The sequence below is a fragment of the Nonomuraea sp. NPDC023979 genome (assembly GCF_040639085.1).
GTDB classification, from domain to species: Bacteria; Actinomycetota; Actinomycetes; order Streptosporangiales; family Streptosporangiaceae; genus Nonomuraea; species Nonomuraea ceibae.
This window is the reverse complement of sequence record NZ_JBEZZG010000012.1, coordinates 57,299-73,744: the sequence shown is the minus strand read 5'-3', so window position 1 is coordinate 73,744 and position 16,446 is coordinate 57,299. Positions and strand designations below refer to the sequence as shown.

Annotated in this window: 15 protein-coding genes; 7 read left to right on the top strand and 8 right to left on the bottom strand. The window is 73.9% G+C overall.

The genetic code is table 11. The features are described 5' to 3' along the window. The first annotated feature begins 21 nt into the window (after positions 1-21). Positions 22-2,139, top strand: a complete 2,118-nt coding sequence (locus AB0G11_RS22065) for a polyprenyl synthetase family protein (protein WP_357587807.1) — start codon at positions 22-24, stop codon at positions 2,137-2,139. Here AB0G11_RS22065 and AB0G11_RS22060 read toward each other — a convergent pair. Next, complete coding sequence (locus tag AB0G11_RS22060; RefSeq protein WP_357587805.1) at positions 2,124-4,259, bottom strand: MMPL family transporter; 2,136 nt, start codon at positions 4,257-4,259, stop codon at positions 2,124-2,126. The genes AB0G11_RS22065 and AB0G11_RS22060 overlap by 16 nt on opposite strands. An 81-nt stretch (positions 4,260-4,340) precedes the next feature. Here AB0G11_RS22060 and AB0G11_RS22055 point away from each other — a divergent pair, with 81 nt between their 5' ends. Continuing rightward, complete coding sequence (locus tag AB0G11_RS22055) at positions 4,341-4,964, top strand: hypothetical protein (protein WP_357587803.1); 624 nt, start codon at positions 4,341-4,343, stop codon at positions 4,962-4,964. Between the two features lie 39 nt (positions 4,965-5,003). Here AB0G11_RS22055 and AB0G11_RS22050 read toward each other — a convergent pair whose 3' ends face one another. Further along, complete coding sequence (locus AB0G11_RS22050) at positions 5,004-5,687, bottom strand: TioE family transcriptional regulator (protein WP_357587801.1); 684 nt, start codon at positions 5,685-5,687, stop codon at positions 5,004-5,006. Positions 5,688-5,778: 91 nt separating this feature from the next. Between AB0G11_RS22050 and AB0G11_RS22045 the strand changes: the two genes are divergently transcribed. After that, complete coding sequence (locus AB0G11_RS22045) at positions 5,779-6,945, top strand: erythromycin esterase family protein (protein WP_357587800.1); 1,167 nt, start codon at positions 5,779-5,781, stop codon at positions 6,943-6,945. Between the two features lie 25 nt (positions 6,946-6,970). On the opposite strand, the gene AB0G11_RS22040 is transcribed toward AB0G11_RS22045, so the two are convergent. From AB0G11_RS22040 to trpB, 3 genes are read right to left on the bottom strand one after another with little or no spacing between them, the layout of a single operon-like run. Next, positions 6,971-7,726, bottom strand: coding sequence for a GntR family transcriptional regulator (locus tag AB0G11_RS22040; RefSeq protein WP_357587798.1), 756 nt, complete (start codon positions 7,724-7,726; stop codon positions 6,971-6,973). Continuing rightward, positions 7,723-8,538: a tryptophan synthase subunit alpha gene (trpA, locus tag AB0G11_RS22035; RefSeq protein WP_357587796.1), complete on the bottom strand. Its 816-nt coding sequence runs from the start codon at positions 8,536-8,538 to the stop codon at positions 7,723-7,725. Before trpA ends, AB0G11_RS22040 begins: the two co-directional genes overlap by 4 nt. After that, entirely contained in the window at positions 8,535-9,731 is a 1,197-nt protein-coding gene (trpB, locus tag AB0G11_RS22030) for a tryptophan synthase subunit beta (protein WP_357587794.1), read from the bottom strand. Before trpB ends, trpA begins: the two co-directional genes overlap by 4 nt. A gap of 130 nt (positions 9,732-9,861) precedes the next feature. Here trpB and AB0G11_RS22025 point away from each other — a divergent pair, with 130 nt between their 5' ends. Both AB0G11_RS22025 and sigJ read left to right on the top strand, forming a co-directional pair. Next, positions 9,862-10,581 carry a nucleotidyltransferase domain-containing protein gene (locus tag AB0G11_RS22025; RefSeq protein ID WP_357587792.1) on the top strand — a complete coding sequence of 240 codons (720 nt, stop codon included), beginning with the start codon at positions 9,862-9,864 and terminating at the stop codon, positions 10,579-10,581. 81 nt (positions 10,582-10,662) lie between these two features. Next, positions 10,663-11,550: an RNA polymerase sigma factor SigJ gene (gene sigJ / locus AB0G11_RS22020; protein ID WP_357587790.1), complete on the top strand. Its 888-nt coding sequence runs from the start codon at positions 10,663-10,665 to the stop codon at positions 11,548-11,550. Between the two features lie 25 nt (positions 11,551-11,575). On the opposite strand, the gene AB0G11_RS22015 is transcribed toward sigJ, so the two are convergent. Together AB0G11_RS22015 and AB0G11_RS22010 are read right to left on the bottom strand one after the other, a co-directional pair. Further along, a complete protein-coding gene (locus tag AB0G11_RS22015; protein WP_357587788.1) occupies positions 11,576-12,220 on the bottom strand; it encodes a response regulator transcription factor in 645 nt (214 codons plus the stop codon). A gap of 12 nt (positions 12,221-12,232) precedes the next feature. Continuing rightward, a complete protein-coding gene (locus AB0G11_RS22010; protein WP_357587786.1) occupies positions 12,233-13,486 on the bottom strand; it encodes a sensor domain-containing protein in 1,254 nt (417 codons plus the stop codon). 146 nt (positions 13,487-13,632) lie between these two features. Between AB0G11_RS22010 and AB0G11_RS22005 the strand changes: the two genes are divergently transcribed. Further along, positions 13,633-15,078 carry an alpha/beta hydrolase gene (locus AB0G11_RS22005; RefSeq protein ID WP_357587784.1) on the top strand — a complete coding sequence of 482 codons (1,446 nt, stop codon included), beginning with the start codon at positions 13,633-13,635 and terminating at the stop codon, positions 15,076-15,078. A gap of 33 nt (positions 15,079-15,111) precedes the next feature. On the opposite strand, the gene AB0G11_RS22000 is transcribed toward AB0G11_RS22005, so the two are convergent. Further along, the gene (locus AB0G11_RS22000; protein WP_357587782.1) at positions 15,112-15,333 is read right to left on the bottom strand and encodes a hypothetical protein; all 222 of its coding nucleotides are present in this window, start codon (positions 15,331-15,333) and stop codon (positions 15,112-15,114) included. A gap of 182 nt (positions 15,334-15,515) precedes the next feature. Here AB0G11_RS22000 and AB0G11_RS21995 point away from each other — a divergent pair, with 182 nt between their 5' ends. Continuing rightward, positions 15,516-16,436 carry an aminoglycoside phosphotransferase family protein gene (locus tag AB0G11_RS21995; protein ID WP_357587780.1) on the top strand — a complete coding sequence of 307 codons (921 nt, stop codon included), beginning with the start codon at positions 15,516-15,518 and terminating at the stop codon, positions 16,434-16,436. Positions 16,437-16,446 lie beyond the last annotated feature (10 nt).

The window sequence follows — 16,446 nt, the reverse complement described above, 5'->3', positions numbered from 1 at the left end:
CCGACCTGAAGGGTGGACGCCGTGGGGGTTGAGCCGATCGTCGAGACGGGCACGCAGACGCTTCCCGGCCCCGGTCTCGATCACGAGGAGTGGCGCTTCGCCGCCGTGCTGCGTGACGAGGGCGGGGTCGAGCACCGGCTGGCGGCCGGCTTCCAGGTCCGGCGCGCCACCCGCCCCGGCGGCGGCCCGCTGGTCGCCCACGGGTGCGACTGGGCGACGTGCGTGCCTGGGCAGCCCGCGTACCGGGCCTTCACCTGGTGCGACGACGGCGGGGTCGAGCTGACGCGACAGGAGGCGGCCGACGGGTGGGACCCGCGCATCGGCGAGGCCGTCCGCGAGGCGTGCGCGGGCGGGCGGCCGATCCTTCCCGCCCGGCTGCTGCCCGGCCCGGCCCGCGTGGCGGCCGGCCGCACCGGACTCGACTTCGGCGGCGTCGCCGAGCTGCGGGCGGCCGGGGACTACGGCTGCCGCGTCGTGCTGCGCGGCGACGGCGACGAGTGGGAGCTGACCGCGCGCCCGCTCAAGCCGGCCGTGGCGGCGTCCGGCGCGGAGCTCGTCACCCGCCTCGCGGTCGAGGCGACCTGGCGGCGGCCGGAGCACCCACCGGTCCCGCTGACCGGGATCGCCCTGTACCGGCACGGGCCCGCCCCGGCGCGGGATGGCCACGCGCGGATCGCCGTGCACCTGGACAACGGGTGGGACGTGGTGGCCGCCGACGGCGGGCTGCTGCTGGTTTCGCCCGACGGCACCCGCGCCGGCAGCCCCGTCACGCTGGTCCCCGGCGAGAGCTGGATCTCCACGACGACGCTGCACGCCTACCCGGTCGTCTGGCGGATCGAGGCGCCCGGCGCCGGCCTGTCGCTGCGGGTGACCGCCTGCTTCCCGGAGCAGGAGCGCCAGGCGGCGGTCGGGCTGGGCGCCCTGTTCGACGCCGCCGTCACGGCCGACGGCGAGCTGGGCGGCGAGCCGGTGCACGGCGCCGGCTGGCTGGAGATCCAGCCCGACCACCGCATCACCGACTTCGAAGGGCACGTCGAACGGCTGCGCGACATCACCCACGCCGAGGTCGTACGCCTGTATCCCGACGAGCCCGACCCGGACGCCATCGCCACGCTGGCCGGCCTCTCCCCCGCCGGCTCCTGGCCGGTCGAGGCCGTCGCCGGGCCGCTGCACCGCGCGCTGGTCGCGCCCGTCCGCCACCTGGCCGACGCGATGGGCAAGGGCTGGCGCAGCTACGCCGCGCTCGCCGCGATGGAGATGCAGGGCGTCGACAGCCGCCACTACCGGGCGCTGGCGGCGCTCGTCGAGCTGATGCACACCGCCAGCCTCATGGTGGACGACGTCGAGGACAACGCGCCGACGCGGCGCGGCAGGCCCGCCGTCCACACGGTGTTCGGGCAGGCCACCGCCATCAACACCGGCACCCACACCTATCTGGTCTTCGACCAGGTAGCACGCCATCTGCTGCCCGGCGACCCGGACCGGCGGCTGCGGCTCTACCAGGCGTACCTCGACGGCATGCGGCGCAACCACGCCGGTCAGGCACTCGACATCGCCGGGCACCACGACGTGATGGAGCTCGCCGTGGCCACCGGTGACGCCGCCGCCGTGCTGGAGCGGGTGCGGACCACGCACCGGCTCAAGACGGGCGGGATGGTGCGCGGCGTGGGCGAGTTCGGCGCGATCCTCGGCGGCGCCCGGGGCGAGCTGCTGGACGCCGTCAGCGCGTACTTCGAGGCCGTGGGGCTGGCGTACCAGATCACCGACGACGTGGCCGACCTGCGGGCGGTGCTGGTCGCGGACGGCCGTCCTGGCGCACGCGTCGCCAAGCTCCCCGGCGAGGACATCCGCGAGGGCAAGGTCACCTACCCGCTCGCCCACGCGGTCGCGAGGCTGCCGCGCGACCGGCTGCGGGAGGTGTGGGAGATCGTCCGGGCGGGCGGCGCCGACCCGGTCGCGGCGGCCGAGGTCGCCCGCGCCGTGGACCGCTGCGGCGCCACCGGGGCGAGCCTGGCCGACGCGCGCACGGCCGTCGACCAGGCGTGGCGTCCGCTGCAGGCCCTGCTGCCGGTCAACCACCACACGGTCATGATCCGGGCTCTCGGCCTGTACGCGGCCAGCCGTCACCTGGACGAGTGACGCGCGAACGGCAGCCACCAGTTGCGGTCGCCGAACAGCCGCATGAGCGCCGGTACGAGGACCAGCCGGATGACGGTCGCGTCGATCACGATCGCGACCGCGACCGTGAGCCCGAGCTGCACCAGATGGCGGCTGTCGGCCGTGAGCAGCGCCGCGAACGTGGCGACCATGCAGGCGGCGGCCACGGTGATCGGCCTGGCGGTGTGCGTCAGGCCGTCGGCCACGGCGGCGGTGTTGTCGCCGTGGGCCTGGTAGTGCTCGGCGACGCGATGGATGAGGAAGATCTCGTAGTCGATCGACAGGCCGAACACCAGCGTGAACGCCAGCAGCGGGACCAGCGTGTCGACCTCGGCGCCGACCAGGCCGGGAAGGTGGCGGGTGGCCAGGGTCAGCAGGCCGAACGCGGCGAGGACGGCCAGCAGGTTCATCACGACGGCCTTGACCGGCAGCACGACGCTGCGGAACGTCACCAGCAGGAACACCAGCGAGCAGCCCAGCACCAGCGGGATCACGGTGCCGAGCTGGGCGGCGGTCTCGTCCATGAGATCGGCGAAGATCACCGTGGGCCCGGTCACGTACACCCGCTGGCCGGGCGGCAGCGTCGCGGGCGCGAGCCGCCCGGTGATCTGCCGGGCCAGCTCGGTGGTGGCCGGGTCGTCGAGGCTGGTCCGGGTGAAGACGGTCACCACGGTGAGGTCGCGGCCGTTGTCGACCGAGGTGGCCAGCGACACCCTGGCGTCGTCCTTGAGCGCGGCGACCAGCGCGAAGGCGTCGACCGGCGGCGTGCCGGCGGGGTGCGGCAGCACGACGGCCAGGCCCGAGGCGATGCCGTCGGCCTCCATGTGCGCCAGGCCGCGCGCGAAGTCGCTGCCCGCGAGCGCCGGCCGGTCCAGGTCGAAGCCGAGACGCACCCCGGTCAGCGGGGCGGCGGCCAGCAGCAGCGCCCCGGAGCAGGCCAGCGTGTAGGCGACGGGACGGCGCATGAGGTGCCGGGCCCAGCGCGCCCAGCCGTCACCGCCCGCCGGAGCGGCGGCGCGGCGGCGGAGCAGCCACCTGTCGGCGGCCACGAGCAGGGCCGGTAGCAGCGTGACGGCGACCGCGGCCGCCACCACGGCCGTCACGCTGACCGCCACCGCCATGGTGCGGATCATGGGCGTGCGGACGACCAGCAGCGCCGCCGACGTGAGCGCCACCCCTAGCGCGCACCAGGCCGCCGTGCGCCCGGCGGTGGCCACCGCGGCCCCGGCCGCGTCATGCCGGTCGTGCCCGGCGGCCCGCGACTGGCGGTAGCGCAGCAGGATCAGCAGCGCGTAGTCGAGGCCGAGCCCCAGCCCGACGGTGGCCGCCACGGCGAGCATGAACGTGTTGACGGTCACGCCCAGCAGGCTCGCCGCGCCCAGCAGGCCGAGGCACGTCACGGTCACCGCCCCGGCCACCGCCAGCACCGCCACGGCCGCCCCGACCGCGCCCAGCCCGGCCGCCAGCGTCAGCAGCGACAGCGGCACGGCCAGCAGCTCGGCCCGCCGGAGGTCGGCCAGGTCGGCCTGCTTGACCACGGTCAGCAGCGCGCCCTCGGCCACCACGTGCACCTCGACGCGCCCTCCGGAGGCCCGCCCGGCCGCGTCACCGGCCGCGCGCAGCAGCGACGGCAGCGCCTCTTGCCTGGCCCGCTGGTCGCCGTTGACGCCGAGGAGCGCGTACACGCGCCGCCGGTCCTGCCCCGGCACGGCGGGCAGCAGCCGGACCCCGCCCACCAGGGGCCGGGCGGCCACGGCGCGCGTAGCGTCGTGGAGGGCCCGCTGGTAGGGGCCGTCGGCGTCGGTGAGCGTCGCGGAGGCGAACACCATCAGCATCTGCTCGCCGCCGAGCTGCGGAAAGCCCTGCTGCAACAGCCGCGCGGCGTCGGCCGAGCCCGACCCCTCGACCCGGACGGCGGGCGCGGCCGAGCGTTCGACGAGGCCGGGGACCAGCACCGCCGACCCGGCCACGAGCGCCAGCCACGCGGCGAGGATCACCCGGCGGCGGCGCGCGGCCAGCACGCCCAGCCGCCACCAGAGCGAGCGACGCTCCCGGCGCTCGGCGGCCGACTCGCCGGCCGACGCGTGTGAGGACACCACCACGATGCCGCCTCCTGGTAAGCGGAGCCAAAAGCGTGTTACAAAGAGTAGTCAATCAGCTCCAGATAGTTATTGGGAGGATGCGTGTCCCAGTCACGTCCCGGCCGCGTTCGCGGTCTCGCCGTCGCGGTCGTCGTCGCCGGTCTCGCGGTGCCGTTCCTGGCCTCCACCGGCTCCGCCGAGACCGTCGCCCGGCAGGTGGCCCGGCAGGTGGCCCGCCCGGTGGCGCAACCGGCGGCGGCAGCCGCGGCCGTGCTGAAGTGCGACGTGCGCACCGCGCCCAAGCACCCCATCGTCTTCACCCCCGCGCTGCGCGACGCGGCGGCGCGGCACACCGAGGGGCAGGGCGTCCTCCTCCTGGAGAACTGCACCTCGCCTTCGGGCACGATCACCGACATCAAGTCGGGGCGGCTGGAGGTGAGCGGCAGCGCCACCGCGAGCTGCCGCGGCGTCGCCGACCTGACCGCGACCGGCACCGCCACCTGGCGCAACGGCCAGGGCACGAGCGTGGGCACCTCCACGCTCACCGCCTCGCACCCGGGCAGCGCCACCCTGGCCGACAACCTGCTGAGCGGCACCGTCGCCTCCGGCCGGCTCAAGGGCCGCACCTTCAGCGGCAGCGGCACCATGACCTCCGACCTGAACCAGTGCACGACCGCCGCCGGATTCACCCAGCTCACCGGCACGGGCCAGATCTCCTTCACCTGACCCCGGCGACCGGCCTGCTCGTCCGCCGCCCCGCCCGGGTCAGGCTTCCCGGGCGCGGAGGTAGGCGTCCAGTGCGGTGGCGGCGCTAAGCATGGCCCGGCCCCGCGCTGACAGGCGGGCCTGCCACTCGCGCAGCGTCGACTCCAGCGGGGCGACGCCTCCGGCGGCGCGGACCTGCGCGATCAGCGGGGCGATCTGTTCCAGCAGGTAGCCGCCCCGCCTGAGCTGGTGGGCCAGCCGCACGTCCCGTACGTCGGCCGCGCCGTAGACCCGGTAGCCCGTCAGCGGGTCGCGGCGCGGCCGGACGATCCCGGCCTTCTCCCACTTGCGCAGCGTGGCGGGCCGCAGGCCGAGCTTCCTGGCCAGCGGGCCGATGAACGTGTCGCCGCGCTCCTGCGGCACGGGCGCCAGATCCCGCAGCGCCGCCTCGACGGCCTGGAGCGTGCGGCGGTCGTCGAGAAGCAGCCCGTGGCTCTCGTCCACGAGCAGCAGCGCGTCCTCGACGGCCCCCCGGTTGACCGCCTGCATGATCGACGTGGCCGTCTGGTGGCCGTGCCCCGGCACGAGGGCGAGGAACGCGCGCAGCGCCTCGGCGTGCAGCGGCGTGTATGCGCGGTAGCCGTGGGCGGTGCGCCCGGCGGCGGGCAGGATGCCGGCGTCCTCGTAGTTTCTGATCGCCTGCGTGGACAGGCCGTGCTCGCGCGCCAGGTCCACCGGCCTCATGGATGCATCACCGTTTGAAGGTCCATCCCGCACAGGTCCCGGAATTTCGCGCGAAAGTTTACACCGGCTGTTCAACGATACCGTCGAAGGCATGGATTTCAAGGACATGGCCCGGCCGCTCGACGGCGCGGGCGTCTCGGCGTTCCTCCGTTCGCTGCCCGCCCCGCCCCTGCTGCTGGGGCTGGGCGAGGCCAGGCATTTCGTGAACGAGCTGGGCGAGGCGCGCAACGAGATCTTCCGGCATCTGGTGGAGCACGAGGGCTACCGGGGGTTCGCCCTGGAGAGCGACTGCCTCATGGGCCTGCTCGTCGACGACTACGTCACCACGGGCGCGGGCACGCTCGACGACGTCATGGAGCGCGGCTTCAGCCACCGGTTCGGCACGGTCCCGGCCAACCGCGAGCTCGTCCGCTGGATGCGCGCCTACAACGAGGAGCACGACGAGAAGGTGCGGTTCTTCGGCTTCGACGGCCCCCTGGAGTACTGGGCGGCGAGCCCCCGGCAGGCCCTCACCGGCCTGCACGCCCTCCTGGACGGCCCGCTCCCCTGCACCGCGGAGACCCTCGACGCGCTGCTGGGCGCGGACGAGCGGTGGTCGGACGAGGCCGCGGCCATGGACCCGTCCCGGTCGATCGGCCAGTCCGCCGAGGCCCACCGGCTACGGGTGATCGCCGACGACCTGGTGGCGCTGCTCGCCACCCAGGCGCCGGCGCTGAGCGCCGCCGACCGGGAGCTGGCGGCCCTGTACGGGCGCACCGCCGTCGGCCTGCTCCGCTACCACCACTGGATGGCCGACACGGCGCCGACCCGGTGGGCCCGGCTGTCGGCCCTGCGGGACGCGATGATGGCCGACAACCTGCGCGCCATCGCCGCCCGGGGCCCGGTCCTCGTCTACTCCAGCAATTTGCACCTGCAGCGACACAAGAGCCTCATGTCCTTCGGCGACCACGAGCTGCAATGGTGGAGCGCGGGCGCGCTCGCCGCGACGGATCTGGGCGACCGCTACGCGTTCCTGGCCACGGCCTTCGGCACGGTCGGCGACGACACCCCGTCCCCGGACACCGTGGAGGGGCTGCTGTCCACGCTCCCGTGGGAGCACGCCCTCGTCGACGCCCGCCGCTTCGCCGGGGCCGTCCCAGCCCCGGACAAGCGCGTCTCCCGCGATTTCGCCTATTTCTCCCTCGACCCGGCCCACCTCGGCCTGATCGACGGCATCGTCTTCCTCAAGAAGGCCGTGGACCTCCAGGTCCTCGACTGACCAGGCTCCCCCGGCCGGACGCCGGTCAGCTCGCGGGGCCCCAGGTGAGGGAGAGGCCGGTGGCGGCCCGTTCGGTGCGGATCTCCATCATGCTGCCGAGGATGGTGGCGTGGTCGGCCACCACGGGCGTGCCGTCGAGCGTGAACGTGACGCGGGTGCTGACGAGCACCGGGCTGCCCTCCGGCTCGTGCAGGTGGCGGGCGGCGGCGGGGTCGAGCACGCCGGGCCGCACCACCTCCGACGCCCGCGCGACCGTCACCCCGGCGTCGGCGAGCGCCGTGTAGAGGGAGACGGCGGTGAAGTCGCGGTCGCGGATCCCGTCGGCCACCGGCCGCCGCACCCATGACACCTGGTGCACGGCCGGGCGCCCGGCGAACTCGCGGACCCGCTCCAGCCGCAGCGCCGAGTCGCCGGGCCGCAGCCGCAGCTCGGCGGCGACGTGGGCGGGGGCCCGGCGCACCGCCCGCCCGGCCACCGAGGTGCGTACGTCGTGACCCTGTTTGCGCAGGTCGTCGGCCAGGCTGCGGAGCGAGTCGAGCTGGTATCCCAGGTGGGGCGGGGCGACGAACGTGCCCTTGCCGGGCTGCTGCACGATCAGCCGCTCGTCGCTCAGCTCACGCAACGCCTGGCGCAGCGTCATGAGGGTCACCCCGTAGGAGGCGCTCAGCTCCCGTTGCGGCGGCAGGGCCGTGCCGGGGGCGTAGTGTCCCGACCGGATCTTCGCGGCGAGGTCGGCGGCGATGGCGCGGTATCTCGCCTCGTGCCCGGCGTCGGGGGTCATCGGGGTCGGTCACACTCCTGGTCGAGGGCTTGCCGCAGGCTCGTGAGGAAGGCCCGCAGGTCGTCCGGCCCGGCCCCGTCGAGCACCCGTCGCATGACGGCGGCGCCGACCACCACGCCGTCGGCGTGCCGGCGGGCCTCGCGTGCCTGGTCCGGGGTGGAGATGCCAAAGCCTAGCAAGACCGGCCGGTCGCTGACGTGCCTGATCCGCGCGGTGAGCCCGGCCGCCGAGGCGGCCAGGGCCGCCCGTTCACCGGTGGTGCCCATCAGCGACACGGCGTAGACGAAGCCGCGGCTGCGCTCGCAGATCCGCGCCAGCCGTGGCCGCGGGGTTGTCGGGGATGCCAGCAGGGCCAGCTCGATCCCGGCGTCGGCGGCCACGTCCGTCAGCTCGTCCGCCTCGTGCACCGGCAGGTCGGGCACGATCAGGCCGCTGACGCCGGCCCGGCGCAGCGCGGCGCAGAACGCCTCGGGGCCGTCGTTGAGCACCAGGTTGTAGTAGGTGCTGGCGACCAGCGGCACGCCCAGGTCGCGCACCTCGGCCAGGTCGGCGAGGATGCGGCGCGTGCTCGCCCCGCGGGCCAGCGCCGCGTCGCTCGCCTGCTGGATGGTGGCGCCGTCCAGCGTGGGGTCGGAGAACGGCAGGCCCAGCTCGATCGCGTCCGCCCCGGCGTCGGCGAACGCCCGCAGGTAGCCGGTCCAGCCGGGCGTGATCCCGCCCGTGACGTACGGCATGAGCAGGCCGCGGCCGGTGGCGCGGCGGGCTCTCAGGTGGCGCTCGACCGCTCCGGCGGCCAGGGTCGGGTTCGTCACAGCAGCTCCTTCAGGGTGGAGACGTCCTTGTCGCCACGGCCGGACAGCGTCATCAGCACCGTCGAGCCCGGGGCCAGCTCGCCGTCCGCCGCCGCGCGGATCACCCAGGCGAGGGCGTGCGCCGACTCGAGCGCCGGGAGAATGCCCTCCGTACGCGCCAGCCGCACCGCCGCCGCGACGGCCTCGTCGTCGGTCACCGTGACGTAGCGGGCCCGGCCCAGGTCGCGCAGGTGGGCGTGCTCGGGGCCGACGCCCGGGTAGTCGAGCCCGGCGGCGATGGAGTGCGGCTCGACGATCTGCCCGTCGCCGTCCTGGAGGAACAGCGAGCGGCAGCCGTGCAGGACGCCGAGCCGGCCGTGGCTCGCCCCGGCGCCGCCGTCCGCCTCGACCCCGACCAGCCGCGCCGAGGTGCCGGAGAAGCCGGCGAACGTGCCGGCCGCGTTCGAGCCGCCGCCGACGCACGCGACCACGTGATCCGGCACGCCGGCCGGCAGCTCGGCCGCGCACTGCGCGCGCGCCTCGTCGCCGATGACCCGCTGGAACTCCCTGACCATCCACGGGTACGGGTCCGGCCCGACGACCGAGCCGATGCAGTAGTGGGAGTCGCCGGTCGCGCCCACCCAGTGGCGCATGGCCTCGCTGGTCGCGTCCTTGAGGGTGCGGCTGCCCGAGGTCACCGGGACGACCTCGGCGCCCAGCATGCGCATGCGGAACACGTTGAGCGCCTGGCGTTCGATGTCGCGTTCGCCCATGAAGACCGTGGCCCGGAGGCCGAGGAGCGCGGCGGCGGTCGCGGTGGCCACGCCGTGCTGCCCGGCGCCGGTCTCGGCGATCAGCCTGCGCCGTCCCATCCGGGTGGCGAGCAGGGCCTGGCCCAGCACATTGTTGATCTTGTGTGACCCGGTGTGGGTGAGGTCCTCGCGCTTCAGGTACAGCTCCACCCCCAGCGCCTCCGACAGCCGACGGGCCGGGGTGAGCGGCGTCGGCCGCCCGGCGTGCACGGCGAGCAGCCGCGCCAGCAGGCCCCGGAACCCGGGATCCGCCCACGCCTCCCGGAACGCCTCGTCCACCTCGCGGCACGCCTCCACCAGGGACTCGGGCGCGTAGCGCCCGCCGTACGCGCCGAACCGCCCCCGGGCGTCCGTCGTCGCGCCCTGCGGGACCGGCTCGCGCCAGGGCAGCAGATCACGCATGTCTAGCTCCGATCGTTCTATAACTCTTCAGTGAGTTCTAGAACAGTGTGACACCGATCGCCCTGGGACGCCACCACGGCCCCGTTAACCGGTTGCCGTCGTCGCGCCCGAGGTGCTGGAGTGGCCCTCGATGAGCACGAACAGCGGCACGGCGCCGCCCGCTCCCCGCCTCGCCGGCATCCGGTCCCGCTGGCTCACCGCCGCGACCGCGGGGCTCCGCGACGATCCCGCGGTGGCCGGGGCCGCCCTGGTCGGGTCGCTCGGCGCGGGCCGGGCCGACGACTGGAGCGACGTCGACCTGCTCGTGGTCGTCGACGATCCGCTCCTCGACGACTACGCGCTGCCCGGCCGCCTCCCTACCGGCCCCGGGACCATGACGGCCGCCTTCGACGCCCGGCAGAACGGGCCGCGCGGCACCAGGGCGTTCAGCGCGTACCAGATCATCGACGGACTCCCGCTCTGCGTCGACTGGCACATCCACCCGAGTTCGCGGGCCGGCTGGCCCGCCGACAGCACGGTCGTCCTCGACCGGCGCGGCTTCGACCGGCTCCCCGCCGCCTTCGCCGACCTGCTCGCCGCAGGCGAGCGAGAGACCCCCACGCCCAAGCGGCCGGTCGACCACCAGGTGGCGCGGCTGGTGATGATCCCGATCGCGGGCAAGCGGATCGCCCGCCGCTCGCCCGGGACCGCTCAGCTGATCGAGTTCCTCGGCGGTTCGCCGGGGGCCTCGTGGCGGGACCACCTCGCCGCGCTGCGCCGGCTGCTGGACGGCTTCACGCCGCTCGACCGGCCCGGCGACCTCGCCGCCGGGCACGCCTACCTCGACCTCGTGGAGGACACGCTGGACTGACGCCGAGGCGTACGCGGTCACCTTTCGCTGGTTGGATACGTCACCTGTTGTGATGTGACTGAGACGAGAGGAACGCGACCGATGACCTCCCCTGACTTCCTGGCCGACCAGTTCCAGGGACACCGCCCCCATTTGAAGGCCGTCGCCTACCGCATGCTGGGCTCGCTGAGCGAGGCCGAGGACGCGGTGCAGGAGGCGTGGCTGCGGCTGGCGCGTTCGGACTCGGGTGACATCGACAACCTGGGCGGCTGGCTGACCACCGTGGTCGGCCGGGTGTGCCTGGACATGCTCCGCACCCGCAAGTCCCGGCGCGAGGAGTCCTTGGAGGAGCGCCTGCCCGACCCGGTGATCAGCAGCACGGACGCCACCGACCCGGAGCAGGAAGTGCTGCTCGCCGACTCGGTCGGCCTGGCGCTGCTGGTCGTGCTGGAGTCGCTGAGCCCCGCCGAACGGCTGGCGTTCGTGCTGCACGACATGTTCGGCCTGCCGTTCGAGCAGATCGCGCCCATCGTCGACCGCACCCCCGTGGCGGCCAAGAAGCTCGCCAGCCGCGCCCGCCAGCGCGTCCGCGGCGCGGCCCCGAACCCCGACCCCGACCTGAACAGCCAGCGCCGGGTCGTCGACGCCTTCCTCACCGCCGCCCGCGGTGGCGACTTCGCCGCCCTGGTCTCCATCCTCGACCCCGACGTGGTCCTGCGCGCCGACGGCGGCGTGCTCACCGGCGGCATGAAGGTCATCCGCGGCGTCGCCGCCGTGGCCGGCCAGCTCGCCACCTTCCAGCGCATGGCCACCACCAGCACCACCCACCCGGCACTCGTCAACGGCCTGGCCGGCCTGGTCAACACCGTCGACGACCAGCTCATCTCCGTCATGAGCTTCACCATCTCCGACGGCAAGCTCGCCACGATCGACATCCTGTCCGACCCCGACCGCCTCGCCCGCCTCGACCTCACCCGCCTGGAGCCATGACTCCCGGGGCCGGCGTGGGTGCGGGTCAGGCCTGCAGGTAGTGCAGGACGGCAAGGACCCGGCGGTGGTCGTTGTCCGACGGGGACAGGCCGAGCTTGGTGAAGATCTGCGTGACGTGCTTCTCCACCGAGCCGTACGACAGGAACAGCGCGGCGGCGATGGAGCTGTTGGAACGCCCCTCGGCCATCATGGCGAGCACCTCGCGTTCCCTTGGGGTGAGCGTGCCCAGGGCCTCCGCGCGGCGGCTGGCGCCCATGATCTGGGTGACGACCTCGGGATCGAGGACGGTCTGCCCGGCCGCGATCTGGTCGAGCGCGGCCAGGAAGTCCTTGATGTCGGCGACGCGCTCCTTCAGCAGGTATCCCACGCCGTGGGCGCCACCGGCGAGCAGCCGGGCGGCGTAGCGCGTCTCGATGTACTGGGAGAACACCAGGACGCCCACCTCGGGGTGATCATGACGGATCCGGATCGCGGCTCGCAGGCCCTCGTCGGTGTGGGTAGGCGGCATGCGCACGTCGACCACGGCGACGTCGGGACCGTGCTCCGTCACGGCGGCCAGGAGCGCGTCGCCGTCGCCCACGGCGGCCACCACCTCGTGGTCGCGGGAGGTGAGCAGCATGCACAGGCCCTCCCGGAGCATCACGGCGTCCTCGGCGATCACGATGCGCATGCGCTGCTCCGTTCAGATGTGCAGGGGAAGCTCGACGGTGATCACCGTAGGTCCTCCGGCCGGGCTGTGGATGTCGATCGTGCCGTCCAACGTCCGGACCCGGGTGGCCAGTCCGCGCAAGCCGGATCCGGCGCCGATCGCCGCGCCGCCGGCGCCGTCGTCGCGCACCCGCAGGGTCAGCAGGCCGTCACGTGCCCGTACCTCGACGAGGGCGTGCCTGGCGCCGCTGTGCCTGACCACGTTGGCCAGCAGCTCCGTCGTGCAGAAGTAGGCGATGGCATCGATGGCCGGAGCCGGCCGCTCGGGCAGGTCGGCTTCGAACCGGGCCGGGATCGGGCTCCGCGCGGTGAGCGTGGACAGGGCGGTCTCCAGCCCTTGGTCGAGTGCCGGCGGGTGGATGCCGCGGATCAGGTCGCGCAGCTCGGCCACGGTCTCCTTGGTGCTGCGGTGCGCGCTGTCGACGAGGACGCGGGCGCGCTGGAGCCGTTCGGGCCGGTCGGCCCGCTCGAGCTCGTCCTGGGCCATGCCCAGGCTCATGGCCAGCGTCACCAGCCGTGCCGCGGTCCCGTCGTGCAGGTCTCGCTCGATCCGGCGGAGCCTGGCGACCGCGTCCTCCTCGGCCAGCGCCCGTGCCTGCTCCAGCCGCCGGATCCGGGTGTCGCCCGGCGCGGGCCCGAGCAGCGTACGGGCGAGCAGCCGCTCCGGAGCCAGCGCGAGATGGACGCCCCACGGGGCGAGGAGCAGCAGCGCCAGCCCGGCGACGCTCACCAGAACCGCGACCGGCCGGCCGGGAGACAGGTGCGCCAAGGCGGAGAAGTGCCCCCACAGGGGGCAACCGAGCAGGAACAGGCCACCTCCCCACAGCCCGGCGGCGGCCGCGCAGGCGGCCACGGCCGCCGGCAGCCGGAGCAGACCGTGGATGACGGCACGCCATCCCGTCACGTCACCGAGCGCCGCGCCGAGCCGGTTCAGCAGGCCCGACCCGGCACGGAACGGAGCGGGATCGGCAATCCGCACCCCGGCCCACGCCCGGGCCAGACGTCGATTGGCCGTGCCGAGCCGTCTGGCGGCCACCACGCTCACGGCCAGCATCGGCAATCCGACGAGATTCGCCGCCAGCATGACGCTCAGCAGCACGAGAACGAGATGAACCAGGCCGGCGCCGACCATGAACGGCAACAGCACCGTGTAGGCGAGCTCACGCCGCGACCGCTCCCGCACCGGGGCGGCGATCAGCACACGCCACCGCTCTGTCCGCCTTTCCACGCTCCTCCTCGCCTCACGCGCCACGCCGTCCAGCCTGACGGACACGTACGCGCGAGAACACCCGGACAGCCTCTGGGGGACATCCCGAACCGGCACGGAGGACGTCCCGGTGGTGGCCGGCCCGTCGCTGTCACAGAGTGATCACCATGACGACAACCAAGCAGCGGCTGGTCATCGGCGTAACGGTGGCGACGCTGGCGGGCATGACCCCGCCGGCCTCCGCCGCCCGGGACGCCGGGCCGGCCTGGCGGGACTGCGCCGGCCAGGGCGTGCCGGCGGGCATGCAGTGCGCCGCGATCGAGGTGCCCGTGAACTGGGCCGAGCCGGACGGGCCGAAGGTCGAACTGGACCTGGCCCGGCTGCCCGCCACCGAGCCCGCGCACCGGATCGGCAGCGTCCTGGGCATCCCCGGCGGTCCCGGGGCCGACGGGATCGACGACCTGAAGCACGCCGCGACCGACCTCGCCGAGCTGGGCCGCAGGTTCGACCTCGTCGCCTACAAGCCGCGCACCGCCGTGTGGCGCGATCGGATGCCGCCGTCCTGCATGAAGCCGGGGACGTCACTGTTCGAGCCGCGGAGCCGGAAGCAGTACAAGGCGTTGGCCGCGGCGATGACCAGGGCCTTCGAAGCCTGCCGGAAGGCGGACGGGACCGGACTGTTCGCCCACATGGACTCCCTGTCGGTGGCCAGGGACATGGACGCGATCCGCGTGGCTCTGGGCGAGGAACGGCTGAGCTTCATGGCCAACTCCTACGGAGGGGTGCCCGCCGCCGCCTATGCCCGGCTGTTCCCGCGGCGCATCCGAGCCATGTACCTCGACGGGACGATCAACCAGGTCGACGGCTGGCGGGACCAGACGCTGCGGACCCTGCCCGTCATGGAACGGGTCTTCACCAGGTTCGCCGCCTGGTGTGCGGACACGCCCGCGTGCGAGCTGCACGGGCAGGACGCCGGGGCGGTCTGGCGCAAGCTCGTCCGGGACGCCGATCGCAGACCGATCCCGGTCACGTCGTCCAAGTTCGGTAAGGGCGAGCTGACCGGGTGGCATCTGAAGAGCTTCGGCTTCTTCGGCGACCCGGGACTGGGCCATGCGCGGTGGCTGGCCTTCGCCGAGGCGGTCGACAAGGCCCGGGGCGGGGACGGGTCCGGATTCGCCGATGTCGCCCTCGGCAACGCGCGGATCTGGGCCGCCCCCGGAGCGCTGGCGATGTCGTGCGCGGACGACCGCAGCTACAGCGGCTACGCGCAGTTGCGGACGTTCCGGCGTCAGGCGGAGAAGGTCTCGCCGAACTTCGGGACGGCCTCGTTCGACGCCCTCGGATGCACCGGCTGGCCGCTACCGGTCGCCAACCCGTCCCGCCCGCTGCCGGTGCGCGGCCTACCGCCGTTCCTGGGAGCAGGCAGCACGTGGGGCGACTACGCCTGGACCGAGAGCTTCACCCGGATGATCCCGGGCTCCGTGACCGTCGGCTACGACGGGCCCGGCCATGTCATGTACCTGTCGGGCAAGAAGTGCCCCATCCGGCACGCCACCGCGTACCTGACCGATCTGCGGCTGCCCGAGCCGGGCACCACCTGCCCTGCCGAATGACAGGCCCGACTCCCGCACTGCCGTACGGCCGGGTCACCGTCCGCGTCCGCTCCGCTTCGCGTGCTTGCTGCCCCAGCCGGCCAGGAAGGCTCCTGCGACGGCGGCGGCCACGTAGCAGGCGAGCCACACCCCGAACCCTCCGGGCAGCCGGCCGAGCAACCCGGCGTTGTCATGGTCGGCCAGCAGCCGGATGGCGCCCTGAGCCCCCAGGACCAGCAGCAGCATGCCGATGATCAGCACGGTCACGTACTTCATGCGCTTCGCCTCCTTTTTGTGGTGCGTTCGAACCATAACACGCGCGTTTGGTGCGATCGCACCACAAGCGCGGCGCGCGATAGGCTGGGCCCATGATTTGACGCCGGCCCAGCGACCGGGCCCCTCCGTGCTCTCCTTCGTTCGTCGCCATGTGACCCGAATCCACGAAGGAGATCCCTTTCATGACCACGTCGGCCTCCATCGAGGTTCCCGACCAGTTCGCCGCCTCCTACGGAGCAAACGGCGCCGACGCCCGCGCCTGGCTCGCCGGACTGCCACGCCTGGGCGGCGAGCTCCTGGACCGCTGGCGGCTGCGGCCCGACGGCCCGGCCGCGTACGGCATGGCCTCGCTGGTCTTCCCCGTACGCCAGCCCGACGGGACGCCCGCCGTCCTCAAGCTCCAGCAGCTCCGGGAGGAGACCGCCGGCGCCTCCGCCGGACTGCGGGCCTGGAACGGCAACGGCATCGTGCGCCTGCTCGACCATGACGAGCAGAGCGGCACCCAACTGCTGGAACGCCTGGACGCGACCCGTACGCTCTCATCGGTGGCCGACGACGACGCCATGCGGATCCTGGCCGACCTGATGGCCCGCCTGACCTCGGTCCCCGCCCCGAGCGGCCTGCGCCGGCTGTCCGGCATCGCCGCGGCCATGCTCGACCAGGCGTCGCAGGCCGTCCCCGCCCTGCGCGACCAGGACGAGCAGCGGCTGGTACGCACCTGCGCGTCCGCCGTGGCCGAACTGATCGGCGAGCCCGGCGACCGCCTCCTGCACTGGGACCTGCACTACGACAACATCCTGGCCGGCGAACGGGAGCCGTGGCTGGCCATCGACCCCGAACCGCTGGCCGGCGACCCGGGGTTCGAGCTGCTGCCCGCCCTGGACAACCGGTGGGATCAGGTGGAGGTCACCGGCGACGTGGCTCGCGCCGTGCTGCGCCGCTTCGACCTGCTGACCGAGGCGCTCGGCCTCGACCGGAACCGCGCAGTCGGCTGGACCCTCGGCCGCGTGCTGCAGAATGCCCTGTGGGACATCGAGGACGGCAAGCCCACCCTCGAACCCGCCCAGGTCGCCATCGCCACCACCCTGCTGCACCGACGATGATCAGCACGAT

Excerpts from the sequence above, each read along its gene's own strand:
- AB0G11_RS22050 (WP_357587801.1), bottom strand. The coding sequence starts at position 5,687 with ATGAGGCCGGTGGACCTGGCGCGCGAGCACGGCCTGTCCACGCAGGCG.
- AB0G11_RS22045 (WP_357587800.1), top strand. The coding sequence starts at position 5,779 with ATGGATTTCAAGGACATGGCCCGGCCGCTCGACGGCGCGGGCGTCTCG.
- AB0G11_RS22040 (WP_357587798.1), bottom strand. The coding sequence starts at position 7,726 with ATGACCCCCGACGCCGGGCACGAGGCGAGATACCGCGCCATCGCCGCC.
- trpB (WP_357587794.1), bottom strand. The coding sequence starts at position 9,731 with ATGCGTGATCTGCTGCCCTGGCGCGAGCCGGTCCCGCAGGGCGCGACG.
- AB0G11_RS22025 (WP_357587792.1), top strand. The coding sequence starts at position 9,862 with ATGAGCACGAACAGCGGCACGGCGCCGCCCGCTCCCCGCCTCGCCGGC.
- sigJ (WP_357587790.1), top strand. The coding sequence starts at position 10,663 with ATGACCTCCCCTGACTTCCTGGCCGACCAGTTCCAGGGACACCGCCCC.
- AB0G11_RS22015 (WP_357587788.1), bottom strand. The coding sequence starts at position 12,220 with ATGCGCATCGTGATCGCCGAGGACGCCGTGATGCTCCGGGAGGGCCTG.
- AB0G11_RS22005 (WP_357587784.1), top strand. The coding sequence starts at position 13,633 with ATGACGACAACCAAGCAGCGGCTGGTCATCGGCGTAACGGTGGCGACG.
- AB0G11_RS22000 (WP_357587782.1), bottom strand. The coding sequence starts at position 15,333 with ATGAAGTACGTGACCGTGCTGATCATCGGCATGCTGCTGCTGGTCCTG.
- AB0G11_RS21995 (WP_357587780.1), top strand. The coding sequence starts at position 15,516 with ATGACCACGTCGGCCTCCATCGAGGTTCCCGACCAGTTCGCCGCCTCC.